Origin of the sequence: Shewanella benthica KT99, assembly GCF_000172075.1 — a bacterium.
Taxonomy (GTDB): Bacteria; Pseudomonadota; Gammaproteobacteria; order Enterobacterales; family Shewanellaceae; genus Shewanella; species Shewanella benthica_A.
Window position 1 is genome coordinate 1 of sequence record NZ_ABIC01000002.1, and the last position, 25620, is coordinate 25620.

At 46.0% G+C, this 25620-nt stretch carries 24 protein-coding genes and 2 pseudogenes; 14 read left to right on the forward strand and 12 right to left on the reverse strand.

The window, feature by feature from the left end:
- From KT99_RS00740 to KT99_RS00750, 3 genes are all read right to left on the reverse strand, one after another.
- Positions 1 to 2000, reverse strand: a 2000-nt coding sequence (locus KT99_RS00740) for an alpha/beta hydrolase family protein (RefSeq protein ID WP_005495954.1), incomplete at its 3' end; no start/stop codon positions are given.
- Positions 2001 to 2111: 111 nt separating this feature from the next.
- The gene (locus KT99_RS00745) at positions 2112 to 3026 is read right to left on the reverse strand and encodes a hypothetical protein (RefSeq protein ID WP_005495956.1); all 915 of its coding nucleotides are present in this window, start codon (positions 3024 to 3026) and stop codon (positions 2112 to 2114) included.
- 889 nt (positions 3027 to 3915) lie between these two features.
- The gene (locus tag KT99_RS00750) at positions 3916 to 4302 is read right to left on the reverse strand and encodes a nitrous oxide-stimulated promoter family protein (protein ID WP_005495958.1); all 387 of its coding nucleotides are present in this window, start codon (positions 4300 to 4302) and stop codon (positions 3916 to 3918) included.
- Between the two features lie 380 nt (positions 4303 to 4682).
- On the opposite strand from KT99_RS00750, the gene KT99_RS00755 reads away from it, so the two are divergent.
- The 6 genes from KT99_RS00755 (at position 4683) to KT99_RS00780 (ending at position 8532) form a co-directional block, all read left to right on the forward strand.
- Positions 4683 to 5486, forward strand: a complete 804-nt coding sequence (locus tag KT99_RS00755; RefSeq protein WP_005495959.1) for a hypothetical protein — start codon at positions 4683 to 4685, stop codon at positions 5484 to 5486.
- A gap of 101 nt (positions 5487 to 5587) precedes the next feature.
- On the forward strand, positions 5588 to 5887 hold the full coding sequence (locus tag KT99_RS00760; protein WP_005495961.1) for a hypothetical protein: 300 nt from the start codon (positions 5588 to 5590) through the stop codon (positions 5885 to 5887).
- 35 nt (positions 5888 to 5922) lie between these two features.
- Positions 5923 to 6216 (forward strand): DUF3630 family protein, encoded by a 294-nt coding sequence (locus KT99_RS00765; protein WP_005495962.1) that lies wholly within the window; start codon positions 5923 to 5925, stop codon positions 6214 to 6216.
- Positions 6213 to 7223 (forward strand): serine/threonine protein kinase, encoded by a 1011-nt coding sequence (locus tag KT99_RS00770; protein WP_005495964.1) that lies wholly within the window; start codon positions 6213 to 6215, stop codon positions 7221 to 7223. The genes KT99_RS00765 and KT99_RS00770 overlap by 4 nt, the downstream gene beginning before the upstream one ends.
- A gap of 129 nt (positions 7224 to 7352) precedes the next feature.
- Complete coding sequence (locus KT99_RS00775; RefSeq protein ID WP_005495965.1) at positions 7353 to 7964, forward strand: thiol:disulfide interchange protein DsbA/DsbL; 612 nt, start codon at positions 7353 to 7355, stop codon at positions 7962 to 7964.
- 355 nt (positions 7965 to 8319) lie between these two features.
- Positions 8320 to 8532, forward strand: a complete 213-nt coding sequence (locus KT99_RS00780) for a DUF1107 domain-containing protein (protein WP_005495968.1) — start codon at positions 8320 to 8322, stop codon at positions 8530 to 8532.
- 48 nt (positions 8533 to 8580) lie between these two features.
- On the opposite strand, the gene KT99_RS00785 is transcribed toward KT99_RS00780, so the two are convergent.
- Both KT99_RS00785 and KT99_RS00790 read right to left on the reverse strand, forming a co-directional pair.
- The gene (locus tag KT99_RS00785; protein WP_005495970.1) at positions 8581 to 8784 is read right to left on the reverse strand and encodes a cell division protein ZapB; all 204 of its coding nucleotides are present in this window, start codon (positions 8782 to 8784) and stop codon (positions 8581 to 8583) included.
- 308 nt (positions 8785 to 9092) lie between these two features.
- Entirely contained in the window at positions 9093 to 9683 is a 591-nt protein-coding gene (locus KT99_RS00790) for an outer membrane beta-barrel protein (protein ID WP_005495972.1), read from the reverse strand.
- Between the two features lie 379 nt (positions 9684 to 10062).
- Between KT99_RS00790 and KT99_RS00795 the strand changes: the two genes are divergently transcribed.
- Positions 10063 to 11334, forward strand: a complete 1272-nt coding sequence (locus KT99_RS00795; RefSeq protein ID WP_005495974.1) for an esterase/lipase family protein — start codon at positions 10063 to 10065, stop codon at positions 11332 to 11334.
- 118 nt (positions 11335 to 11452) lie between these two features.
- Here KT99_RS00795 and KT99_RS00800 read toward each other — a convergent pair whose 3' ends face one another.
- Together KT99_RS00800 and KT99_RS00805 are read right to left on the reverse strand one after the other, a co-directional pair.
- Positions 11453 to 11806, reverse strand: a complete 354-nt coding sequence (locus tag KT99_RS00800) for a cytochrome c3 family protein (RefSeq protein WP_005495976.1) — start codon at positions 11804 to 11806, stop codon at positions 11453 to 11455.
- Positions 11807 to 11812: 6 nt separating this feature from the next.
- Positions 11813 to 13252: pseudogene (locus KT99_RS00805) on the reverse strand (FAD-dependent oxidoreductase).
- A 341-nt stretch (positions 13253 to 13593) separates the two neighbouring features.
- Here KT99_RS00805 and KT99_RS00810 point away from each other — a divergent pair.
- Positions 13594 to 14376: pseudogene (locus KT99_RS00810) on the forward strand (TetR/AcrR family transcriptional regulator).
- Here the strand turns inward: KT99_RS00810 and KT99_RS00815 are convergent.
- Complete coding sequence (locus KT99_RS00815) at positions 14373 to 14561, reverse strand: hypothetical protein (RefSeq protein WP_005495984.1); 189 nt, start codon at positions 14559 to 14561, stop codon at positions 14373 to 14375. The pseudogene KT99_RS00810 and the gene KT99_RS00815 overlap by 4 nt on opposite strands.
- A gap of 131 nt (positions 14562 to 14692) precedes the next feature.
- Here KT99_RS00815 and KT99_RS00820 point away from each other — a divergent pair, with 131 nt between their 5' ends.
- A complete protein-coding gene (locus KT99_RS00820; RefSeq protein ID WP_005495985.1) occupies positions 14693 to 15781 on the forward strand; it encodes a branched-chain amino acid aminotransferase in 1089 nt (362 codons plus the stop codon).
- Between the two features lie 102 nt (positions 15782 to 15883).
- Here KT99_RS00820 and KT99_RS00825 read toward each other — a convergent pair whose 3' ends face one another.
- The 3 genes from KT99_RS00825 to KT99_RS00835 all read right to left on the reverse strand — a co-directional run bounded on the left by KT99_RS00825 (position 15884) and on the right by KT99_RS00835 (position 19378).
- Positions 15884 to 16813 (reverse strand): acyltransferase, encoded by a 930-nt coding sequence (locus KT99_RS00825; protein ID WP_005495986.1) that lies wholly within the window; start codon positions 16811 to 16813, stop codon positions 15884 to 15886.
- A 6-nt stretch (positions 16814 to 16819) separates the two neighbouring features.
- Positions 16820 to 17725 carry an acyltransferase gene (locus tag KT99_RS00830; RefSeq protein WP_040571448.1) on the reverse strand — a complete coding sequence of 302 codons (906 nt, stop codon included), beginning with the start codon at positions 17723 to 17725 and terminating at the stop codon, positions 16820 to 16822.
- Positions 17726 to 17854: 129 nt separating this feature from the next.
- The gene (locus KT99_RS00835) at positions 17855 to 19378 is read right to left on the reverse strand and encodes a YifB family Mg chelatase-like AAA ATPase (RefSeq protein ID WP_005495994.1); all 1524 of its coding nucleotides are present in this window, start codon (positions 19376 to 19378) and stop codon (positions 17855 to 17857) included.
- Between the two features lie 156 nt (positions 19379 to 19534).
- Between KT99_RS00835 and KT99_RS00840 the strand changes: the two genes are divergently transcribed.
- The 5 genes from KT99_RS00840 to cyaB all read left to right on the forward strand — a co-directional run bounded on the left by KT99_RS00840 (position 19535) and on the right by cyaB (position 23710).
- Positions 19535 to 20137 carry a TetR/AcrR family transcriptional regulator gene (locus KT99_RS00840; protein WP_005495996.1) on the forward strand — a complete coding sequence of 201 codons (603 nt, stop codon included), beginning with the start codon at positions 19535 to 19537 and terminating at the stop codon, positions 20135 to 20137.
- Between the two features lie 150 nt (positions 20138 to 20287).
- A complete protein-coding gene (locus tag KT99_RS00845; RefSeq protein WP_005495998.1) occupies positions 20288 to 21445 on the forward strand; it encodes an iron-containing alcohol dehydrogenase in 1158 nt (385 codons plus the stop codon).
- A 100-nt stretch (positions 21446 to 21545) separates the two neighbouring features.
- Positions 21546 to 22232 carry a type 1 glutamine amidotransferase domain-containing protein gene (locus KT99_RS00850; protein ID WP_040571449.1) on the forward strand — a complete coding sequence of 229 codons (687 nt, stop codon included), beginning with the start codon at positions 21546 to 21548 and terminating at the stop codon, positions 22230 to 22232.
- Positions 22233 to 22243: 11 nt separating this feature from the next.
- On the forward strand, positions 22244 to 22870 hold the full coding sequence (locus KT99_RS00855) for a glutathione S-transferase family protein (protein WP_005496001.1): 627 nt from the start codon (positions 22244 to 22246) through the stop codon (positions 22868 to 22870).
- A 252-nt stretch (positions 22871 to 23122) separates the two neighbouring features.
- Positions 23123 to 23710 carry a class IV adenylate cyclase gene (gene cyaB / locus KT99_RS00860; protein WP_005496002.1) on the forward strand — a complete coding sequence of 196 codons (588 nt, stop codon included), beginning with the start codon at positions 23123 to 23125 and terminating at the stop codon, positions 23708 to 23710.
- A gap of 22 nt (positions 23711 to 23732) precedes the next feature.
- Here the strand turns inward: cyaB and KT99_RS00865 are convergent, their stop codons facing one another.
- The gene (locus tag KT99_RS00865) at positions 23733 to 25619 is read right to left on the reverse strand and encodes a hypothetical protein (protein WP_005496004.1); all 1887 of its coding nucleotides are present in this window, start codon (positions 25617 to 25619) and stop codon (positions 23733 to 23735) included.
- Position 25620: the final 1 nt, after the last annotated feature.

The window sequence follows — 25620 nt, forward strand, 5'->3', positions numbered from 1 at the left end:
TTCCTGTGCTGGTACTTGCTCAGTCCGTGGCCTTCACCCGGATAGACGATGAGTTCTACCGGCACATTCAGGTAATGCTTGAGGGCACGATAAAGACCTTGTGCATGACCGGTTGGTACACGTTGATCATTTTCACCTATGTGGATCAGTGTTGGTGTTTTTATCTTGTCTGCATGGGTCAGTGAAGAGCCATGAGTGTAAGCATCTGGCTTTTCCCAGGGAAGGCCCTGCATAAAGTTGACCACATGACCAGGGGTGTCTTCTAACATCCATTGTAGGCGTTGGTCGAATACACCGGCACCTGAGCTGGCCGCCTTGAAGCGGGTATTGGTGCTGATGATGGCGTTGGTAAGGTAACCACCATTACTCCAGCCCATCACGGCCATCTTATCGCCATCGACAATGCCGTCGGCAATCAGTTGGTCGACGCCTGCCATGATATCTTTGACTTCGATATCATGCTCCTTGCCAACTAAGTCGGTGAGAAACTTATCACCGTAGCCAGTGGAACCGCGGTAGTTTGGCGACAGTAGCGCCCAGCCTTTTGCAGTAAATGTCGAACGACCATAAGATCTGTGTTGCAGTGCATAAGGTGTGGCAGATGTGGGTCCACCATGGATCTGTACGATTAACGGCAGGGGACCGTCTTCTTTCTTGTATCCGGCGGGTAGATCTAATATTCCCTCGACACTCGTACCATCCGGTGCTTGCCACTTAACTATCTGGATCTGTGGCAATATCCAGCTATCGACCTGAGGGTTGATATTGGTTATGCGTTTATATTTAGCGCGCCTGCTATTGGCGTCGGCGAGAAACAGATCATAGAAATGATCCAGTCCATTGTGACTGAAGACGAGCTTCTTGCCATTATGGCTGAAACTGTAGCTGCCAATGACCAGATCTCCCTTGATCACGGTACGGGTATCGCCCTGTTCATCGTCGTCTACCTGGGTACAGAACAGCTTTACGCGTGCATGATCGGCGCCGAGATAACAGATCTCATCACTATTGGGACGCCAATGGATATTGGCTGCGCTTAAGGTCACATCATCTGGGCGAGTGATCTCGAGTAATGAGCCTTTCGTGGTATTGCTGACGAAGAGTTTGCCCGGATGTCCATCGAAGTCGATTCTAAAGGCGAGTTGTTGATTGTCACTGTGCCAGTCTAAGCCGAGTAGCCAGCCGTAGGGTGATGGTGCTTGCTCACGCCATGCCGTGTCTGCTAACACCTTGCTGGTCTTAGTCTTGGTGTCATAGATCTCTATATCAGACCAACCTTCCAGATTAACTAGCTCATTATCTGCTGTGGTAATACGGGCTATCTTACTGCCATCGTTATTGACGCTGAATTGCCATACCACCTTGTCATCGTCTAGTACGAGCTGCTGTTTGAAGTGCTGCAGATCGAGTTTATAAAGCGGGTTGGTCTTACGTTCACCATGGGCATATTCAGGTTTATCATGGCTGGCGCGCATGCCAGCCCATAGATCTTCATCTTTAACGGTTTTACTGGTGAGGAAGTAGAGGCTATTACCATCACTGCTCACCGAGAAGGCGCTGACTCCTTCGACCTCCTTGGTCATAGGTACCGCTTCACCGCCATTGTGACTTATTCTGAAAACTTGCTTTTTGCCGTTGAAGGGAGCTTGCTTATCCTCATGGGTGATCTTACTCAAGTAATAGATGTAAGTGCCATCCGGACTCCACTGGGGGCTAGACTCGCTCTCATTAGTAAAGGTGAGTCGTGTTGTCTGGCGGGTTTTAGTAGTGACTGTCCATAGGTCTTGTTGCGATTTATCTAATTCTTTGTCCCAACGCGACTCGAGCCAGAGTGCCCGTTTACCGTCAGGGCTCAGCTGCACACTGCTCATGCCGCCGATATCGAAGAAATCATCTGTGGTTATCTGATGGCTTAGATCCGATGCCATTGAATATGATGTGGTAAACAGAAGACCCGCAGTGATCACCGCAAGCTTATAAATTGGATATGCCTTTCCCATCTTGATCCCTTATATGGCTGGTTTTAATTGTTTTTTATCGCAGTCACCATAGCGTAAAACACCTTGGGCTTAAATGAAGAGAGTTAAAAAGTGTTAATATTTTTATTCAACTTAGCTGGTTTGATTACTGTCTTTATCTATTTTAGATTCTTCCTTTAACAAGTGTTGTAGGTAGTTGAGCTCCTCAGAGTTGAGTAGCTGAATGCTGGCCTTATTTTTCGAAGTGCCTGAGTTGGTCGTGATGGTGAGACAACCTCTAAGATAGGCCGCTCTGGTGATCTGTTGGAGCCCATAGATAGCCAGCACATATATCGTCAGTAACAGAGCTAAACGAGTAAAAGCTTGGGTTAACTCTGAGATCTGGTCGCCCAGATAGAAGGGCAATATAACCAAGACAGTACGTATTAGCCAATTTGCCATCATGGCGAACGTGAGCACCAGTAACCAGCTAAATTTGATGTCCCGTAAACTCTCTTGATGTGCTTTATGCGTTCTGCCAGGGTACTTTTTGAGCATGCGGATGATCAGAATGAAATAGATGCAGGTCTGTATGCTGAGTAAGCCAGGTAATAATGCGCCTAACTTGCTTATTTGGCTCATGTTGGACTCATTGCTTAGCTCGATGATGCTGATATCCGGAGCGAAATTTTTGCTCAGTAACGAGGTTATGATGACCACTATGGCAACCATAAGTGCAAGGTAAAAATGTCTGGAGAAGCGAATAAAACGTCGAATATTATGCAGGCTTCTATAACAGTAGAGATACAGAAGTGGCATCAGCAGAAAGTAGACCGGGATGATGAGAGTAAACAGCAGATGGATTGGTGCCGGTGAGTTATCTCGATTGAGCATCCCGGTGAAGAAATACAGTGCCATTAAGCTGAATATGCTGCCTAAAAGCTTGTGGTTACCATTGCCCTCTCGATAGATATAGCGAATATAAAGGCCTAGGGCGATACAATGAAGACCGCCCAGAAGTGATAACCACCAATAACTCTGTGAGAAAAAGCTGCTAAATTCATTCATACCAATTCATTGTCATCTCTACATGAGGCTAGAGCAAGATAATCAGAGTAAATAATCATCAACCTATAGAGTTTGAAACATATGCGCCACAAGATAATCAGTATATCCAAGGTTTGGTAAATGATGCATAACATTAGCTAGTAATAACCATCAATAAATCTTATCTTTCGTGGCTTATTGTTAACTATTGGCAGATGATTCAAAGACGACATAATCAATCTCAGAATTGAATCTTAATGCTATTGTTCTGCTTGTTTAGCCTAGTTATACCATTCCATATAAGTATCTGGTCAGTTCAGAGACTCTCAGCTTTTTCAATTCAAGGCGCATTGATGAGGAAATGGTTATTCCCTTTTAAGTCAATGTAACGCAGAAGTGGAAACACTGAGAGCCTCACGCAGTGCGGCTGATGTTTAAAGAAAAGGGTAAAGCCCTTTATGCTACGTTGAATGTTCTCGATATACGACTGCATGGTCTATTTTGTTCCATACAAAATAAGACATTTCCCTGACCCATAGGGATATGGGAAATGTCTTGAAAGCGTATGGAACGCTTAAGACCATGGAGGTCAGATGCAGGAGGTACGAGCCCATGGACGGGTGAAGGTAGAATAATGCAGGAGCAATTATCGAGAGCAACGCAGGAGCTTGTTGCCGAGAATAACTATTAGCTTCAAAGATTCGCAAGCCACATGGATGTGGTGAATGTCTATATTGCAGGAGCAAATATAGACCTTGCCTACAGTGCTTTGAACTCCCGCTGAATGATCAGATACTTACTCGGAATGGTATTAGAGTTTTTTGGAGGGGCTTGCTTAAGGGAGAGGCATCAATATTTCTCGAGTTCAGTGAACTCGAGTCCTGGGAAGAAGGTAAACAGTTTCTGTCTGCTATTGAGCTTCAGCATTCTTTCTAAGATGACGGTTTGATTGGTTAGCCGGAGGCTTGCCCGGAAACGGACCTCTACCCGATAGTAAGTGGCGTATCGCCATAATTGGATGAGGGAGTAGCATCTTTGGACCCGCAAACATCATTATATCTCTCGCTTTTTCCTTCATATGGGGCTTGTAGCAATGAACCGGACACTTATTACAGGTTGGTTTATCTTGGCCGTATGGACAACGGTCCAGCTTGGTGTGGGCATAGACGAGAAAGTCTTGGCAGTCCGAAACTGGCTTGGCGTTATGTTTATGGGCTTTACAATATATTTCGACCATGGCTGCGATGGTCTGATATTCGCGAAGTAATTTGCCGCTCAGCAGCTCTGAATTTGCCATATTCAATCCTCTAACACTATCGAGTTAACAGCACTTGTCGAGTCAATACTAGATAACAGTACCTTAGTAATTTGCTTAGTTATTATATCGCTTCATTCGCGTGAGTCTCAAAGTGGGTCGTCTAAACTATGAAGGGGCGCACAAATCGAGTGCTATTGCCTTGTCACTTTAATTATTTTTCATCTGAGTAGGGTGTAAATAAAGATAAATTACTGCCAGAATAGTGACTAGGGACTGTAAATTAAGAAAAATATCTAAAAAGAGATATAAACACTTGATTTATAGCAAGAGAATGAATTAATAATAGCGATTGCTATCTGTACATGGGTAGGGAATATGCGGCCTGATACTAGGTTGAGGTCAATCACTGGTGGACGACAATGAAATATATAGCGATTATTTTGCTAGTTGCTTTAGGTATTTATCTATACAAACGCGCTAAGAGACTGGCGGAAGATGAACAAGAGCAAAGCAGCATGCCTGCTGAAAAAGAGATCTTCGACGAACCTAAGGCAGATGATACTCAGGAAACTGATGCTAACTCGGCTCAAGAAGCGCGTATTTCAGATGCCGCAACAGCTGAAATACGTGTTGACTCTAAGGCTGAAGAGCGAGTGACAGAAGAAAAAACGGCTGAGCCAACTGTTGAAAAAACTGAGTCTCAAGACGTTGAAATAGCAAAGCCAGTAGATGAAGGGCTAACTTTCGAGACTAAAGACTCCCTCGAGGTTAAAGAAGATCTTGCCCCTTCTGAGCCTGAGCCAGCAGAAGAGGAATCTAAAGTAGCAAGGGTTGCGGTCACAGATGAGTCTTGGGCAAACGAAAAGTTGACTCTGGCGTTATCTGAATATCGCGGCACATCGGATAATACGCTAAAGCATGTCGGCTTACTCGGGGCTATTGCCGAGTGTTATAAGCAGCGTAAGCAAACTCAATATAAAGAATATGGTGCGGCATTATCGCCATATTACTTGTCATTATTTGCCGTGCTTGAGTCTCCATTATCACATAAGGGCATAGGTTTCATGCACCTATCTACTCTACTCAATGATTGTGGTGAGTTTGCTAGTGCCATAGATGTTTGCCGTAAAGCCATAGAGTATGATTTGAGTGATGGCACAGTAACGGGTTTCGAAGGGCGTATCATACGCATCGAGAAAGCGAAGGCGAAATCATTGAAGTAACTCTTTTACTTAAAGGGTGATAACAAGTGTAAAATAGGCGAACTGAGTTTCGCCTTTTTTATTGGCTCTGGTTAAATTTCAAGAGCATTTATGGAGTTATTATGGGATTTCGTAAGTTAGTTTTATTTGGGCTGTTGTTTTCATCTTTGACCGCTTGCACACAAAGCCCTGAGTGGACCTTATTCTATTATGCCGACGCTACAGAGATCCCTCAGGGAGCCGTGCAGAGTAAATACATCTCAGGTTATTACGCCGAAGTCGATCAGTGTCTGAAGAAGGGGGCTGGCATGGTAAAGGTCAGTGATTCAGGACAAGGTCGCTATCAATGCGGTCTGCAGTGTGTCGCAACCCAAGATAAGGCGTTAAGTTGCAAGAAATTTGTTGATAAACCGGCATTCTAATCAAGTTAACGTATGACAGTGCAGAGACAATATTAATGAAGTTAGCATCGTTACAACTAGATCCCGTTGCGAAAAGCTTGTCGATACAAGCCAAAATCGACTTTGAGCAGTTTCATCTTTTTGCTGAGCCGCTAGCGGCTGCCATGGATGCCAGAGTCATAGAGCGCCATGATGGCGCCGATAGGCATCAATGGTTACTTATATTTGAAGGAACCCATATACAAGTCAATTATGAGTTTTATGCTGATATCTGCTGGCTCAGTGTTGAGAGTGAAGCTGAGTTTGAGGTGCTAGAGTATTTAGCAAGCTTGTTGAGGAGGTTATTATGAGTCTAGTTCAAACAGGATCTGGGTTTCATTATCAGGCGTTAACCCCAGATCTTATCTTAGATGCGATCGAAAGCTTAGATATATTTCCAGAGACAGGATTATTAGCACTCAATAGTTATGAGAATCGCGTTTATCAGTTTCGTTGCGATCACGGTGTGCGTTATGTGGTGAAGTTTTATCGCCCGGAGCGTTGGAGTAATGCTCAGATCCAGGAAGAGCATGACTTTTCCCAGGCATTATTCGATGAAGAGATACCGATTGCGACGCCGCTGATTATTAATAACCGCTCATTGCATGAGTATAAAGGTTTCAGGTTCGCCCTGTTTCCCTCCATAGGCGGTCGTGCGTTTGAGGTGGATAACTTAGAGCAGTTAGAGGAAACTGGGCGCTTCATTGGTCGTATCCATCAATATTCGAAGCAGGGGCAGTTTGCCCATAGGGAGCTCGTGAACCCGCAAGTTTTAGGGGATGAGTCTCTGCTTTGGTTGAAGGAATCGGGACATGTACCATCATCCTTGGTGTTACCCTATTTTACTATTGTCGAACAGGTATTGGATAAATCGAAGGAGATCTGGAGTCAGCAGAATCCCAAGCATATACGTTTGCATGGGGATCTTCATCCGGGTAATATCTTGTGGACTCCCGATGGCCCAGGATTCGTTGATCTGGATGATGCGCGCACGGGGCCGGCAATTCAAGATCTGTGGATGATGATCACTGGTGATGGCTCAGAGAGGCAACTTCAGTTAGAGACCTTGCTGGAAGCTTACCAAGAGTTTTGTGAATTTGATGCTCAAGAGCTAAAGCTGATTGAGCCATTAAGAGCTATGCGCATGTTGCATTACAATGCTTGGCTCGGTCGTCGTTGGGAAGATCCGGCATTCCCGATGAATTTTCCCTGGTATGCAGAGGAGAAGTATTGGGAGCAGCAGATCCTCTCGTTTAAGGAGCAATTGGCAATTCTGAATGAGCCTGCACTGAGTTTGATTCTGGGCTATGGAGGCTAGTGACTTGTTTGGGCTCTCATTTTGTAACAGAAAAATGAACTAATGCTCTTGAGGTACACTCGAAAGAACATTATGTTATTCTCCAAATTATTAAGATCACGCTGCGTAACGCGCGAAAAAGGAATCATCATGAAAAAAGCATTATTGATTGCCCTGGCTCTATTAATGGCCCCTATGGCTGCGATGGCTGTAGATTATAAAGAGGGGGTTCACTACACAGTGATCAATCAGGGGCCTGCGACGGAGAAACTTGAAATTACCGAGTTTTTCTCATTCTACTGTGGTCATTGCTACAATTTTTCTAAGACCGAAGTGCCTAAAATTAAGGCTAACCTTCCTGAAGGTGTCGTTTTTAAACAAAATCATGTGGACTTCATCGGTAGAGAGATGGGCGTCGAGATGTCTCGAGCATTCGCCGTTGCTCATCAGTTAAAAGTCGAAGATAAGATAGAGAAGGCCATTTTCGCAGCGATTCATGATAAGAAGCAACACTTCACTAGTCGTGATGACGTGCGTAAGCTATTTATCGCTAACGGTGTAGAAGGTAAGACTTTCGATGCTGCAGCAGACTCATTTATGGTCAGTGCACAGATGTCACAGATGAAGCGTGCCACGACTAATGCCAAAATTTCAGGCGTACCAACGCTGGTGGTCAATGGTAAGTATCGTGTCGAGACTGGCGCTATCGAGTCTTATGACGAACTTCTCGACATTGCCTACTACCTGACTTCGCTGAAATAAGCTTATTTCAGCAGTCATGAGTTTACCCTAAAGGAGCCTATCGGCTCCTTTTTTGTGTCAGGCTTCTTGTCATTATGAGTTATGGTCGATTGATGCTTTGCTTGAGAACTTTCTGAGCTCTGTCCTGGGCCTTACAGCTTAAAGCTCGAAACTCTCTCAGCCTGAATGAAACATGGTTTGATGAAGAGTGTAGCTATAGGTCTGATAGACAAGAAAAGTTTTATTGTTAGATGTGCCGTTTCAATTCATTACAAAATAAACATTTATTAATGAAACTCTCATGGTAAAACATGTGTCCAACTCTAGAGTTGAATCCAAAAATAATAAAGCGTTACAGTTATAACAAGGAGGCCATGTGAGAGTTTTTCCTGTCTATGCACCAAAGATTATCGTGAAACATGCGCGTATTTTTTTATCTGGAGTTATATGGGTAAAAGATTTAGGTCGTTTAGAGTTTGATAAAGGGAGGTTTTTATTACCAAGGAAGAGCTTACCGCAAGTAAAACAAGCCATTATAGAGCTTAATGAATTGATTGAGGCTCAAACTAGCGAAGCGAAGATGGCTTAAGTCTTCGCTCATGCTATGAAAGGAGAACAGAGAGTCTGATTCTCTGTACTAGCTCACTTCTTCATTGAGCAAGCCAACGAGTCCAGTGACTTTTTCGTTCCAAGAATTAAGATCTTGGTTCAGTTGTTGGTTTTGCTCAGCAAGGCTAATGGCTTTCAGCTTCTCTTCTTCAAGCTCCATTTTCAATAGCTCAATAGTTTCGAGTGTTGCTTGGATTTTTGTTTCCAGCTCGGACAGTAGTTCAAGGCTCATGGGAGTCCTAATAGTTTCTGGATGGTGTGATTATTCTATCAGCGCAGGGACTGTAGTGAATAGTTAATTATGCTCAATGATGAAAAAATTCGTTAAAACTGAAAGGAAATGGCTTTTTTTTGTGCTTGTTGCTCAAGGGTTAGTAAAAGAGTCATTTTTTAACTAGAAAATCTCGACCCTTATTGGGTAATTGACTCTATCAAAGAGCTTTCATTGGATTTAATCAAGAATATGAGTGAAGCTAAGATTATTTTTTCAAAAGCTAGGCATAAAAAAGCCCCTGACGGGGCTCTTCTTAGAGTTATTGCTTAGAAGCGGTAATCGACAGCAAGGTAAAGTTGCTGGCTATCCTGTAGCTTTATTGAACCTGAACCACCAGCATCGCTACCCGACACTTTGTAATCCTGCTTTAAATAACGGTAACCCAGCTCAGTGCTCAGCTTATCGTTGATCTTGTACATAAGACCAGTTTGACCACCCCATACGAAACGATCTTTCGAGCTTACCTCATCAAAATCAGGGCTGATGTGATTTACGCCAGCTGTGGCACCGATAAACCAGTTAAGCTTGTTGCTAGCACCTAGACCAACCAAGTAGTCATAAGAAACCATCAAGCTTTGCTGTCTTGCGGCGTCATCTGAGTTGTAAGAATAAGTACCGTACACTCGGCTGCTATCATTCAAATAAGTACCGACACGAAACTCATAAAATTCATTGTTTTCAGTTTCTCTTGCTGAAGAATAGTCACCATTAAATTCTGGATCTACACCTTGGTAAGAACCTTTATAGGTATTTTGCTGTGCGCCGACACCACCACCTATGAACCAGTCTGCAGCCATAGTAGGGGCTGACATTGCTGTGGCGATGACTGCTGCTAATACTAAAGATTTGGTTTTCATAATATGCTCTCACTTATTGAAATTATTTGTTTTTCGTTGAGGGCATACTAGTCTGATCTGTCTGAACGATAACTGAATGGAATAATAGAACGCTGTCTTATTAGGGATTAGAATAACGAGTCGTGCTTAGTATTGTGGATTTACACGATTGATTAATATAGCTTTAAGTGGTTTAGAGTGACTTTTTATTTCTTTTGATGATTTTCTATGACTCAATACATGATTGGGTAATCTCATAACCGTGTGTCACATTGCTCAGCTTGTATGTGAGGTTATTCTTGATGGTAAATGTCCTCGCTGCAGGCAAATATATCCGCTTGTTTTTACTCGTGATCTTGATATATTAACTGTCTGAAATATAAACTTAATTGAGGTTGTGATGAAGCTGGTTTTTGTTCATGGTTGGAGCGTGACTGGTACTGATACCTATGGTGAGTTACCCCAAGCCTTAACTAAGCTAGCGGATACTGAACTTAAGCTAGATATCCAACATATTCATCTTGGTCGCTATATCAGTTTTAACGATGAGGTGACGTTAGAGGATATTGCCATTGCCTTCGAAGCGGCGCGCCTTAGGGAGCTGGGTGATGAGACGTTTTCGGTGATCACTCACTCTACGGGTGGCCCAGTGATCCGTGCCTGGCTTGAACGTTACTATGGCAAAAGCTTAATCCAAGCGCCCCTCAATCACTTGATCATGTTAGCTCCCGCTAATCACGGTTCGGCATTAGCTCAGATAGGAAAATCCAGAGTCAGCAGGCTCAAGGCTTGGTTCGACGGTGTTGAGCCCGGGCAGAGGGTGCTCGATTGGCTTGAATTAGGCAGTGATGGCCAACATGTATTGAATCTACACTGGTTAACTTACAGTTTTAGTGAGGCAGGTATTTTCCCCTTTGTGCTCACTGGCGAGACTATAGACACTAGCTTGTATGACTATATGAATAGTTATACTGCCGAAGCCGGCTCTGACGGTGTGGTGAGAAGCGCCGCAGCGAATATGAACTTTTCATATATACGCCTAACCCAAGAAGCCGAGCTGACTTGTATGGGGTTTGAAGGTGACTGTGTGAGTCGCCTGACTCTGGCCGAGTATAAAGTCCCGTTGCAGCAGTGCGCATTCGAGATCATTCCCAGAGCCAGTCATAGCCAGGGCGTCATGGGAATAATGGCTTCAGTGACGCATAAAAACGCCAGTAAGAAGAGGGTGGTCTCTTCGATACTCGACTGTTTATCTGTTGGAAATAGCAGTCAATATGCTGATGTATCTCAGGCTATGGTGTTGCGTACGGACAAGGTAAAGAAAAAACAGCGTCATAGCATGTTAGTGGTGCGAGTCACGGATGACCTTGGGCATAAGGTGACGGATTTCGATTTATATCTACTCAGCGGAGCCGATTTTAATCCTGGCAAGTTACCCAAGGGCTTTATGCTGGATAAGCAAAAGAATAGCCAAAATGGCAATTGTATTACCCTCTATCTGGATACTAATAAACTAGTGTCAGCGGCCGAAGGGAAAATGGGGTTTAAAATTGTTCCCAGGCCAGATTCTGGGTTCAGCTATTATCGAACCGCCGAATATCATTGCGAACCCAAGCAGGTGAGTCTTGATACCGTCTTCCTGCTCTTCTGCACAGGCGTTAAAGCCGGTTAGTGCTATCGCTGTTGCCACCATCGACAACATAAACTTGGTGGTTATTTTCATCATCATTACCTATTTAGTATTGTTACTGTTTTATATTAAACTTTCGAATTTGTTACATCACATCGAACTAGGTACGGTGACACTCGGCGCATACCGGTGCTTTTTTCTCGTGTTCGCCATGACAAGCTAAACAGCTGGCGCCCTGGTTGTAGTGGAATGATTTGTGTGGATTAGCTTCTTCGATTGCCAGCTTGCTCTCGTCAATTTCTATGCTGTTGATGTCGCCATGGCATTCGACGCAGGCGCTATCTGTGGCATTCCTTTTTCCTGAGCCTTGGTGGCAGCTCTGGCAACCATCGTCATAGATAAACTCATGGTTAGTTCGCCCATGAGTCTTGCCTTTCATCTTGACCCGCTCACCAGCAAAAGCGCTGCCAGAGAGGATCAGGCCGATAACGAGTGTTAACATTAATTTGTTCATAGTGATTTATGCCTGCACGTCAGATTTGATGGTTTCAGATACGACGATACCCATCGTCAGACATTCCAGACACGAAGTAGAACTCAAGCGTGCCTCGCCGTGGACACCACCGGTGACTTCACCGATGGTCACCGATGGCATAGAGTTTTTTGATAGGCTTCATGGAGCGCCCATCGATAACCCGGGCACCGATATCTGTCTTTAAACCGCCCATGCAGTAGTGCACTTTTGGCCAGATACGAGGCACAACAAACGGCCCTGTAAGCACTTTTGCAGTATCCATTTTTCGGTTAAATAACGGGTCTTTACCGGCTTTAAAGTGAGTGTTGTACTCAGTTATGCTGCGCTTTAGTTCACTGGCGGGTATATCGAACTGTGCGGCAATATCATCGAGAGAATCGACTTTTCAGGCCATTTTGTCGCGTATAGCACGAGTAACTCGATGGTCTTCGGCGTAGTCGTTGTAGTTAAAAAACACGATAGGGTAAGCCGGTGAACCATCTTGATAACGGTTCTTCATGATCGCTTCAGAACAGGTTTTACGATCTGCACGTTCATCCATAAAACGCTTACCGTTTAATACGCTAATTGCTACACCTTGATGCCAGCCAATTGAAAGCAGCGCATTTGACCAACCGAAACCGCCCTCGTCGGGTGAGCCCCAGTGACCGGTCTGAATCATGTTTATATGTACCGGAAACGCACCGTGTGCCATGTTGCGGGCGAAGCCACCGTTAGCGAGCACTACCGCCTTGTTTGCCTTGATATAGATGCTCTTGCCGGTTTTTAGATCCGGGGAACGGTAGTTCTGACGAACCTTAAGGCCGATTATTTCCTGTCCATCCATGATGAAATCTTCGATGTAATGCTGGAGGCGATAATCGATCCCCTCTCTCACACCTGTCTCATAGAGCTTGGTGGTGATGTCACCGCCGGTACCGTGCAGGGTCCTGATGGCACGCGCCTTGTAATGACCACCGACCTGAATGTTAAAGCCTTCACGAAACTTAACGCCGGTTTCGATACACAAGTCGTAGGCGTCTAGGGCGCGACTGGCGATCTGAAGTAGCATGGCCTCGTTCTGCATGCCGCGGCCGGAGATGATTTGATCTTTGACCAGCTCTTCCGGCGAATCATCCTCGACTCCCTGAGCTAGTTGAGTCGGATTTTTAGGGATTGCCAGCCAACCACCATTAATCGCCGAGTTTCCACCAATTACTTGCATTTTTTCCAACAGCAGCACCGAGCCGACACCACACCACTTCGTTTAACATTTAATGCCGCAGAAAGCCCCGCAAAACCAGAACCGACAACGATCACATCGGCCGATTCGTTCCACTTTATCTGGCCACACTCACTGGCCATGACAGTACCTGGCATAGTCGATGCTCGCCCGCCCAATGCCGCACCGGCACCTAGTTTTAAAAAATTTCTTCTATCTTGCATTTGTGTACCCTCACATAGGAATGACACCAAGATAAAGGGAATAGGGGGGAGTAAAGGTGAACTAAATCACGGGTTTTTTTCAGTGACAAACTTATTCGTGAGTCATGTCTCGAATAAACTTACTCATGAATAACTTCATGTTTCATAGTCTGTGAAAATGTAGGGGGAATTCTATAGAGGATGACTAAACTTTGCCGGAATGTTTATATGAGATAACTCACAAAGACTATTAATGAAAGTCATTTTTGCGTGAAGTTCATCCCGATTCGTGAAAGGACACCTGTAATCCATATTTGTTAACAGCGCATAATCGGCTCAATTAGCTAAATAAGGTCTTACTGATGAAATGTCCTACTGAAGCCTTGCCCATGATACGCTGTAACCAGATACTCGATGCCGCAGAGCATCTAATTGAAACACAGGGATTGGTGTCTTTTAAGTTTTCGCAATTAGCCAAAGAGGTGGGCTGCTCTACGGGAACCTTGTATAAGTTTTTCGAGCGGAAAGAGGATGTCTTAGTCTGTTTGTTTCTCAGGAGTGCGACTTCAAATCACTTCCCCATTTTTATCGACAGCCATCCGGATCTAACCGCTCAGGAAAAAGTATTACTGCCCATCCTGCTTACCTTCGAAACAATAAAGCGTAGCAAGAGCTTTTTTACTCTACGTTCTGTGTCGGTCAATACCATACTGGCCAGTGATGAGAAGGTGGGACGTTTCAAGAAGCGAATCAATGCATTCTGGGAGTGGTTTACCGTTTCGCTTAATGAAGCGGTAGATAGCGGCGAGTTGGATACTACGCCATTGCAGGTTAAAGAGCTGGTACAGGGGATCGCATTTTACTTGACCGGATGTCTGACCCAGTTTGAGAGTGAATTGATAGCACCTAAATATCTGTCGAATCGCCGTGAGACTTGCTACCGACATCTATCAAATTTGATGGCGCAATATCGATGAAATAAACCACTCAATCAGGCGCTGTATGACTCACTCGAGGCGAAAACGATGAAATTTTACGATAAACACTACCGCAAGCATATGACCTGTGCGGCATGCAGTGCACAGGCATGTACTCAGGAAAGTAACGAGAAGCACTGCAGCCCATTACAGCGATTAGCCAGTTAAGCCGTTTTAAGATAAGAGCCTTCGATTCGAAGTCGTTTGATGATATAGGTACCACTCAGGGGATGAAGTGAGTTCTCGAGAAATGTAAGACCAAGATCCGAATCGGTGAAAGTGGTTTGGAAATAGATAAGCAACTGACTTGTCGTATCTATGAGTAAGGTGAATGACTGATTAGCTTGTTTCATTTAGCCAGAAGGTAAAAACGTGTCAATTTCACACATCAAAAGAGACAAGATCTTACTGACAAACCCCATTCTGCTTGACTTTAGTGGCTCTCATCCATAGGCTGCTTATTCAGTAATCAAGGTGGTATGCAATGCAAATAAACTATAATTTAAAAACTGCGTCTGAGCGCCGTACTGAACAGTTCGAGCCTAAAGAAAATGTGGGCTTCGGTAACCTCAGAACCGATCATATGTTTTTAATGGATTATCGCGACGGAGAGTGGCGGGATCCAAGAATTGTACCCTATGGCCCCTTCGAAATCGCGCCTGGTGCCATAGCTCTACACTACGGTCAATCTGTGTTCGAAGGTGCTAAGGCATTCAAGCATGATGACGATGAGATCTATACCTTCCGCTTAAACAAAAATGCCGAGCGACTCAATCGGTCGGCCGATATCATCTGTATTCCAGCCCTGGATGAATCGATGCAACTCGAGGCGATTAATGCCCTCATAGATGTCGACAGACTCTGGTTTCCGATGCAGGAAGATGCCTGTCTCTATATTCGTCCGTTTATCTTCGCAACCGAAGACAGATTGTCGGTGAGCCCGAGTGAAGAATACACTTTCTGCGTGATCCTCAGCCCTAGTGGCCCCTATTATTCAGATGGGTTCGATAAGGCGATTCGTTTACTGATAAGCGAGCGTTTCCATCGTGCCGTGCCCGGTGGAACGGGTGCATCTAAGGCTGCGGGTAACTACGCTGCCTCATTGAAGGCGGGTAGGGCTGCTGCCGAATACGGCGCCGCTCAGGTCTTGTATCTAGACGCTAACAACAAACAGATCGAAGAAGTCGGCGCGATGAATCACTTCCATGTGCTTAAAGATGGCACTGTGATCATCCCTACGTTTACCGATACGATTCTTAAGTCGATCACCTCGGAGTCGATTTTGGAACTCGGTGACGTGCTGGGTTGTGTCGTTCGTCAAGAGACTGTGATGCTGGATAAGTTTATCGCAGATATCGAGTCCGGTGAGATCATCGAGGCTGGAGGCTTTGGTACCGCTGCTGTGGTATCGCCTGTCGGTTCTTATATCTTCGAAGATAACCGTATCGTTACTGTGGGTGATGGCCATGTGGGTAAGCATACTCGCCGTATCTACCAGGTATTGACGGATATCCAGAAGGGCAAGGTTGAAGGCCCTCAAGGTTGGATGCAGCTGGTAAATCGAGTTACTTAGTCATTTGCTCACCGACCAATCCATAAAATTAACCAAGGCGCTATGAAGCGCCTTTTTTGTACGTGGATTTACCGTTCAATATTATACCAATTGGTTAAGGCTTTACTTTGGGTTTGTTGAGTCAGCCTCTACTGCACCATGCTTAATCATCAGCTGGTGAATTTGCTCATCTTTCTCTTCCCAAATTTGATTTAACCAACGCTGGAATTCGACACGGTACTGAGGCTCAGAAAAGTAGCGTTTGTTATCGACTTCAGGAACCGGGAGTATCTGGACTCTGATGACGATTTTCTTAATTTTACCATGCATGACTTCCGCCAGCGGATCGTCTTTCGCCTCCGGATAGACCAGAGTGACATTAAGCAAATTGGTAAATTGTTCGCCCATGGCCGATAGCGTGAAGGCAATGCCGCCAGCCTTGGGGCGTAATAGATATCGGTAGGGAGAGTCTTGACGTCTATGCTTTTCTTTGGTGAATCGACTGCCCTCGACATAGTTGATGATAGCGGTGGGCATGGTCTTAAACTTCTCGCAGGCGCGTCTGGTAGAGATAAGATCTTTGCCTTTAAGCTTGGGGTTTTTCTTTAATTTTGCCGGGCTGGTTCGGCTCATGAATGGCATGTCTAAGGCCCAGCATCCCAGTCCGATAAATGGAATGTACATCAATTCACGCTTGAGGAAAAACTTAAGCATAGGGATGTTATTGCGCAATACATACGTCTGTACAGCGATATCCAAACCACTCAAGTGGTTACTGATGAGTAGATACCAGGCGTTTTTATCCAGGTTCTCCAGCCCTTCGATGTCCCACTCTATGTCGGTAAGCAGGTGGAGGATGGCTCCGTTGCCAGTAGCCCAGGCCCACATGAAACGATTCATCAGCTTAGTGAGCAAGTTGCGTCCCGCAGTAAAAGGCACAAACAACTTAACGATGCCACCAAGACTGATCAATCCAGCCCAAATGCTGGTATTGATGATCAATAGCAGTGAGCTGATAAAATAGAGCACTGGACCGGGTAAAAAATTTAACATCTGCTGTTATCCCTTTGGATTTACAGGATTTTCCTTGGTTAACAGGTCAAGGGTTTTATCTTTCTCTAGCCAAAGTTGATTAAGCTGCTCCTGGAAAGCGATTTTAAATTTACGATCTTTCATATAGTCGCCACGCATTGCCGCCGGGATCTCCGACACGCTGATATGCACATGCACCTCTTTTACCTGGCCACTGATGTATTCCCAAAAAGTAGGCACTTTCTCAGGATAATAGATGGAGACATCGACTAACTTGTGAATATGTTCACCCATAGCCGAGAGGGCGAATGCCAGGCCGCCGGCCTTAGGCTTAAGCAGGTGTTTAAACTGTGAATTTTGTTGTCTATGTTTGTCGGCTTTAAAGCGCGTCCCTTCGACAAAATTCATCACACTGACAGGCTTAGACTTAAACTTAGCGCAGGCCTTACGGGTAATTTCGATATCTTTACCCCTTAGCTTAGGGTTTTTCCTCAATTGAGCCGTGCTGTAGCGGCGCATGAACGGAAAATCCAATGCCCACCAGGCTATCCCTAAGAATGGCACAAAGATCAGCTCCTTCTTGAGGAAAAACTTCAGGAAGGGGATCTTATGATTCAGCACGCGCTGCAAAATTAAAATATCGACCCAAGATTGGTGATTGGCGATGACCATGTACCATTCTTTAGGTGAGAGTTCTGCATCGCTATGGATATGTACATTTACCGGATGGAAAATACGTTCTATGACGCCGTTGATGCTGATCCAGCTGGTGGCGCAGCTGTCTAATAAGCTAGAGCAGGTGCCGCTGACTGCCGAGATCGGTATGAGTTTAATCGGGCTAAATATGATGATAGGAAGTACCCAGAAAATAGTATTCAATAGCGAGCACACGAATGCCAGACAGCCTCTGATTAATGACAAAACTCTACCCACCTAGTATCCCCCGACAAAATTGGAGACTTATAATATACCAATTATACTAGATATGTAATCAATTCAGAGCCCCTCAGGGCTTTCAATTTAAGGCATATTGATGAAGAAATGTTTGCCGTTTAGTAAAGGTTAATATTGCGCCTTTAAGTTATTTAACAGTCGATCCATGGCCCTGTAGCCCAGGGCCTGAGCTATGTGTCTGCGTTCGACCGTTACACTTTGTTGTAAGTCGGCGATGGTGCGTGCGACTCTTTGCAGGCGATGATAGCTTCTTACCGATAAACCTAACTTGTTGACGCTCATCTCCAGAAAAAGCAGATCGACCTGTTTGAATTGCCCTAACTGTTTAAGCTGCTTGCCGGTTAAATCACTATTGAGCACTCCCGCTCGTGCCAGTTGTGACTCTCTGGCTATCTTTACTCGCAGTGCTATGGATGCACTGGTTTCTGTCGAGGGCTCGGATTTTGTCAGGGCTCCTGGTGGGAGGCGAGGGACCTCTATGGTGAGATCGAACCTGTCTAAGAAGGGACCAGATAAGCGAGATAGGTATCTTTGTATCTGATCTGGCGTAGCTCTGGCATTATCGATATCGCCACATGGACTCGGGTTCATCGCCGCTATCAGTTGAAAGCGACTTAAAAATTTAAGCTTGGCCGCGGCGCGGGAGATGACCACCTCGCCACTTTCCATGGGCTCACGCAGACAGTCGAGGACTTTTCGAGGAAATTCGACCACTTCGTCGAGGAAGAGCACTCCCCTGTGAGCCAAAGATATCTCGCCAGGTTTAGGATGTGTGCCGCCACCAACCAAAGAAACCGCCGAACTGGTGTGATGGGGGTTGCGAAAGGGACGTTTGTAAAAGGATTTTGGCTCGATGGATTGGCCTGCTACCGAATGTAAGGTGGCGACCTCCAGGGCTTCATCGTAGTTAAGTGGTGGTAATAACTGCATCAAGCGATTGGCAAGCATGCTCTTGCCGGTTCCCGGAGGACCGAGTAAGAGCACGTTATGATTGCCGGCCGCGGCGATTTCCAACCCTAGCTTGGCATGATATTGACCTATGACATCGCTGAAGCAGAGATGCGTGTCGATATCTTCCGCTTCTATCCACTCCAGCCCAGGCTCTATGCCGGGCAATCTCGTTTGTCCGTGCAGGTATTCGCTTAAACCTTGCAGGTGAGTAGCAAAAAAGACCTTATTGAAGCCGACTAATTCGGCATCGGCTCGATTATCCAGCGGGATCACCAGATGGATACCTAGTTTTCGCGCCTCAACAATGACAGGTAGCAGGCCCTGGCAATACTTTATATGGCCAGACAGGGCTAACTCGCCAACAAACTCATGATCTTTTAGTGCGTTTTTGGGGATTTGTTTCGATGCTGCCAGAATGCCGATGGCAATGGGTAGATCGTAACGACCACCTTGCTTAGGGAGATCTGCCGGTGCCAGATTTACTGTGATACGGCGCATGGGGAATTCGAATCCCGCATTAATAATCGCGCTGCGAACACGCTCTTTGGCCTCCTTGACCGAGGTCTCCGGCAATCCAACCAGATTGAATGCGGGTAAGCCATTGCTGAGATGAACTTCGACGGTAACGGGAGGGGCGTCGACTCCCTTATTGGCTCTGGTGGCGACACAGGCGATGGCCATAAACAAATCCTTTTGTTTAATAAGGTTTATTTTAATAAAGTATCAATTGTATTGAGTGTAGCAGGGGAATGGTGATCGCAACTGGCGCTATTTAATTATTATCTATGGATTAACCCCACTAGACGACTGGTCTATTTTGCCGTAGACTCGCTGCTTATGAAAACAGAATCACCGACACAATCCACTCGTCAACATATCCTCGACGTAGGCTATAAGCTGATCGTCGCCAAGGGTTTTTCCTGTGTGGGACTATCGCAACTACTGCAAGCGGCAGAAGTGCCAAAAGGCTCCTTCTACCACTATTTCAAATCGAAAGAGCAATTTGGTGAAGCGCTTATTCAAGGTTATTTCGAAGGTTATAAAACTGAGCTCGATAGCCTGTTTGGTAATACTAGCCTGAGCGGTTATGAGCGCCTGATGACATATTGGCAGAGATGGCAGACTGCACAGACCCAAGGCTGCATCGATCAGAAGTGTCTGGTGGTCAAGCTCAGCGCTGAGGTGGCCGATTTGTCTGAGGCGATGCGCTTGGCACTACTCAAAGGCTCTGCAGATGTGATTCAGCGCCTGACTGATTGCATTACTGCCGGTATCGAAGATTGCTCCATCGCGGAGCGAGATCCACAATCTACAGCCGAAATGCTGTATCACATGTGGTTAGGTGCCAGTTTGATGAACAAGTTGGGTCATAGTTCGGATGCCCTCGATAGGGCCATACAAACGACTCAATCAGTCCTGCAGCCAAAACCGACAGCTTAAGTTCGTACACGAATAAATTATAAGACTCCTGCGTGCCAGTTTAGGTACGCGGGGATTTTTTTCAATAAATACTAGACGACTGGTCTATTTTATCTTGTTTTATTAGACAGTAGGCTGGTGCAAATAAGATCATTTATGTGAGGCAATGCCATGTTAAATTTCGATTACTACAACCCAACCCGCATCAGCTTTGGTAAGGGAAAAATTAGTGAACTGGATAAGTTAGTCCCACAGGGGGCTAAAGTTTTAGTGTTATTTGGCGGTAGCAGTGCCAGAAAAACCGGCACCTTAGACGAAGTTAAGCAGGCGCTGGGTCAACGTGAACTCGTTGAATTCGGTGGGATTGAGCCTAACCCAACCTATGAGACCTTGATGCGGGCGGTCGAAGTCGTCAAAGCAGAGAACATAGATTTCTTACTGGCTGTGGGCGGCGGCTCTGTGATTGACGGTACTAAGTTTGTCGCAGCGGCGGCTGTTTTTGATGGCGAGCCCTGGGATATCTTGCTTAAGTGGGGCGCGAATGTCACTCAGGCTATGCCTTTTGGCACTGTGTTAACGCTGCCCGCCACCGGCAGCGAGATGAATAATGCCAGCGTAGTGACCCGTAAATCTATCAAGGCCAAACTGCCGTTCCGTAACGATCATGTGTATCCGCAGTTTTCGATATTGGATCCCACTAAGACCTATACCTTGCCCGAGCGTCAGGTCGCTAACGGAGTCGTCGATGCCTTCGTGCATATTACCGAGCAATATCTGACCTATCCGGTGAATGCCGCGGTTCAAGACAGAATAGCCGAAGGTTTACTCCAGACCTTGATAGAGCTAGGTCCTCAGGTGTTAGCAAATCCTGATGACTATGATATACGCGCCAACTTGATGTGGGTCGCCACGACGGCACTCAATGGCACCATAGGCAGCGGTGTTCCCCAGGATTGGGCGACACATATGATAGGCCACGAACTCACGGCCCTGTATAACATGGATCATGCCCGTACCTTAGCTGTCATTCTGCCTTCATTACTGACGCTGACAAAAGAGGCTAAGCGTGAAAAGTTATTGCAGTTTGCTCATCGTGTGTGGCGCTTAGATCAAGGTAGCGATGATGAAAAAATTGATCTTGCTATCACTAAGACCCGTGAGTTCTTCGAGGCCATGGGGATCCCGACTCGACTCTCGGATTATGACTTAGGTAAACAAGACGTCGATGCCGTCATCGCGCAATTAGAAGCGCACGGCATGGTGGCACTCGGTGAACATGAGAATATCGACCTCGCCATGAGTCGCGATATTTTAACCTTATCGCTGTAACTTGTTTTAATCGATTTAAACACAAGCCGTAAAGTACGGCTTATTAGCTCGGCTAACGATTCATACTTATAGGTATGACATCACTTTTAAATATTAAGGATTGATAATGAACATTCTTATGGTACTGACTTCTCACGATAAACTCGGCGATACGGGCCTTAAGACCGGCTTCTGGTTAGAAGAGTTTGCCGCGCCTTTCTATGCATTTAAAGATAAGGGACATGCAATTACACTGGCATCCCCCTTAGGCGGTCAGCCGCCACTGGATCCTAAGAGTGATGAAGTCGATTTTCAAACGGCGGCGACACATAGATTCGCCAAAGACGCAGAATCTCAGGCGCTGCTGGCAAACACTCAGGTGTTGAATACCATCAAAGCCGATGACTATGACGCGGTATTTTATCCCGGTGGTCATGGCCCAATGTGGGATCTGGCCGAAGATAAAGATTCTATCGCACTGATTGAAGCGGTCCATCAGGCAGGTAAGACGCTTGGGCTAGTATGTCATGCACCAGCGGCGCTACTGCATCCCAAAGGGGCAGATGGCAAGCCGTTAGTCGATGGCAAGCAAGTCACCGGCTTCAGTAACTCAGAAGAAGATGCGGTGCAGCTGACAGATATAGTGCCTTTCTTAGTGGAAGATATGCTGCAACAGCTGGGCGGTACTTATGTGAAGGGCGACGACTGGGCAAGCTTTATCATCACCGATGGCAACTTGATCACGGGTCAAAACCCGGCATCATCGGATGCGGTGGCCCATGCCATGATGGCGCAACTTAACCGTTAAGGAAGACCATTATGATCACCTTGCATCATCTGAATAAGTCGCGCTCTAAACGTATCATCTGGTTACTCGAAGAGCTGGGCCAGGCTTATGAGATCAAGAGCTATCAACGTGACAGCCAGACATTTTTGGCGCCACCTGAGCTTAAGCAGATCCACGCACTGGGCAAGTCTCCTGTTATCGAGTTCGACGGTCAGGTTATCGCCGAGTCTGGTGCGATAACCGAGTATCTGATCGAGCGGTTCGCGGCCGATAGGCTAGCGCCCGCTCGTGACAGCCAAGATCACATCGATTATCTACAATGGCTCCACTTCGCCGAGAGTTCGGCAATATTGCCTTTGTTATTGCGTATGTTTGTCGAAAAAGATGGCTGCACCACTAACTTCCTCGAAGGCTATGCCAAGGTGGAAGTGGAGAAGGTGCTGAATTATTTCAACGATATGCTCGAAGATAAAACCTATTTAGTCGCTGGCAAACTCAGCGGTGCGGATATCATGATGTCCTTTATCGTTGAGATAGTGCAAAACAATGGTGAATTAGGCAAGTACCCGCATATCGAACGGTATGGGGCACTATTAAGCCAGCACCCCAACTGGTTAAAGTCGGTCGAGATCGAAGCCAAGCTAGATGCTACAGCTTAATAAAGTATATCCATGAAGCATATTAAACAAGCTCATTAGATTGAGCTTGTTTACCTTTTAGAATCAGCCTTTCATCAGACCTGCTCATTTTCACCGTATATAAAACTAGATAACCAAAGCTATTAGTCATAGTTAACAACCGCTGATAGTTAACACTGATGGCTGAAATGAATTTGAAATCTATCGCTGATGCTTTTTGTTATATAAGGGAGTAATATTTCAGCTTCTCAGGAATATAAGCAGTAGCAGTCTATGAACAAGCATTTCGAAGGTAGATTTGAAGTTGAACTCAAGTATCGATTGAGTAGCAGGGAGGGATTTATCAAGGCATTAGCTGCTATGAAGCCTGAAGTGATGCACGAAGATAATCTGGAGCAGGATACTTACTTCGATCTGCCGGATTTTAGTCTAGATAGCCAAAACAAATCTGTCTGTATCCGTGAGATCCAACCCTCCGGCATCATGCTTTGGATCGTTAAGGGGCCGGAAGCGGATCGTTGTGAAGCGGTAAATATCAATAATGTTACCAAGGCCCGAAGCATGTTACATACCATGGGCTATCGTCAGGTTCTGGAAGTGAAGAAGCTGCGCAGCATCTATTTCCTCGGGAAGTTTCACGTCACTGTAGACCGGCTCGAAGGCCTTGGGGATTTTGCCGAGCTGGCCATCATGACCGAAGATGAATCCAAGTTGGAAAGCTATCGATTGCAGCTCCTGTCTCTGGCCGGGGATCTGGGCTTGTCTCCTGAACAATTGGAAGTGCGTTCATACCGAAAACTGCAAACGGAACTTGAGTTAATTAATATATGCGATTCACACGTTCAGCTTGACGATACTTAGGCTGCTCTCTGGCACTTCACTACTAATTGACTATCAAGCGATCTTGGGTGCCTAGTAGGGCCATGAAATCATCCGTGGTGTTGATCTCGAGATCGATCTTCATAAAATCGGCCATGGCATAGACGCTGTCGTTAACATCTCTGTCATCATAGATAGCTAGGCTCATGGACTCGGCCATCTGGCGGAACGCTAGTTTGTTTTTAGCCAAGGTCTGTAACGCGGCGCTCTCGAAGGCATCTGTGTTCTCCTTGATCTGGCGGATGCGCATATCGAAGATCTCCTTGACCCGCGCGGCCCGCTTCTCATCCTTCACCGAGAACAGATCCATCTTGTCCAGCAGCCAAACCACCACAGTCGAAGCAATACCGGTAAATATCACCATCACGGCATCGGATAACACATCTCCGAAAGGCAGTTTATTGATAAAGCCCAGCACAGACTCTTCGAAGGCGAAGCCTATATAGGTCACCACGGTAGTGGCAAGTAACTTGGTGATGGCATCGGCTTTCTCGGCGGGCGAAGACTCGCCCATCAATATCTTGATCGAAGCCAAGATGGCACTGAAGCCTTCGGTTATGACTTTCAAGGCTTTTTTCAATATGCCGACAAACATATCGACAATGGCATTGAGCAGGTATTTAACGAAATTTACCGCCGCATCCTTTAAACTGCCGAGGCCGATATTGACAATGTTTTGCTTGATGTACTTAAGTGCCCGCTGCATTCGAAAACCAAATGCTTCTAGGGTCGATGAGCAGCCTGTGCCATGGGTCATGCCATTTTCGAACATGTCTTTTAGCTCGAAGCTGACCGTTTTTACCACTAGGATAATCAGCTCACCCACTCCGCTGTCGACCAAGTCATCCTTGGCTCTTTTACCCGCATCGATTGCCGCGCCTTGCACCAGCTTGCTGTCGGTAAGTAACTTGTTTACCACCTTCTTGTTCAGATGGCTCTCTACCGCGGAGCGAGCCTCGGCTTCACGCGCCAGCGCATTATCCCAAGTCGGGTCATTAACATGGGCCTCCAGGCTGGCCAGAGTTTTTTTCTCAGCCGAAGTGAGTTTAGGTTTGGCCTTGAGGGTGTCTCGCTTCTGTTTGAGTTCGGTCCAGCTGGAATCCAGCTTAACCTTGTTTAACTTCTGGCTGATGATATCAAAATTTTCCGCGCTGCCAGCCGCGTCCCTAAGATCGCCGACACTTAAGGCTTTAGACCCTTGATATTCATCGTATATGTGCTTCAGCGGCAGGTTATGATCGGCATTATAGGTGCGTTCGACCACATTTAATCCCTTCGCCTCGAGTTCGGCCTTATATTGCTGCGAACTTCTTCTTAGCTGCTTGCGCTCACCCTTGTCATTGACTTCTAGCTCACTGTAAACCCTGAGTTTCTCTTGCTTTTCCTGCTGGCTGGAAAAATACGCTTTGGTGTAAGCCGTTTTTTTGCCAACATCCTCCATATAATTATCTGGAGTGCCGGCAGCTGCGTCGCTCTTATCTCGGGTATAGCTGCCCTTATCGTCTCTGTGAGCGGCACTATCGGCATCCAGGCGGGATTTTTCCAGCTGCAGATCTTTGTCGGTGACACTGGCCCCTAAATAATCGAAGTTGTTTATTTCGCTGACCAGGCGGGTGGCAGTGATGCCACGCCGCTTTAGTCCCAGCTTCTTTATGCTGAGCAGGCCATCACACATGTTCAGCAGCAGGGGCTTCAGCAGCTCATCGGTGACGTTGCCGCCTTGGTCAAACTCATCATAGATCTTGGCCATCACCTCGAGTGAGTCGCGCTGGTCATGCAGCTCCATATCGATCAGCTGTTTGCTGACCTGCAGCGGTGAGCAGCCCCGCAGCTTGCTCAATACCTGCTCGGTGCTAAGCACCGGCTGGGCATATTTATCATTTGTAGCCATT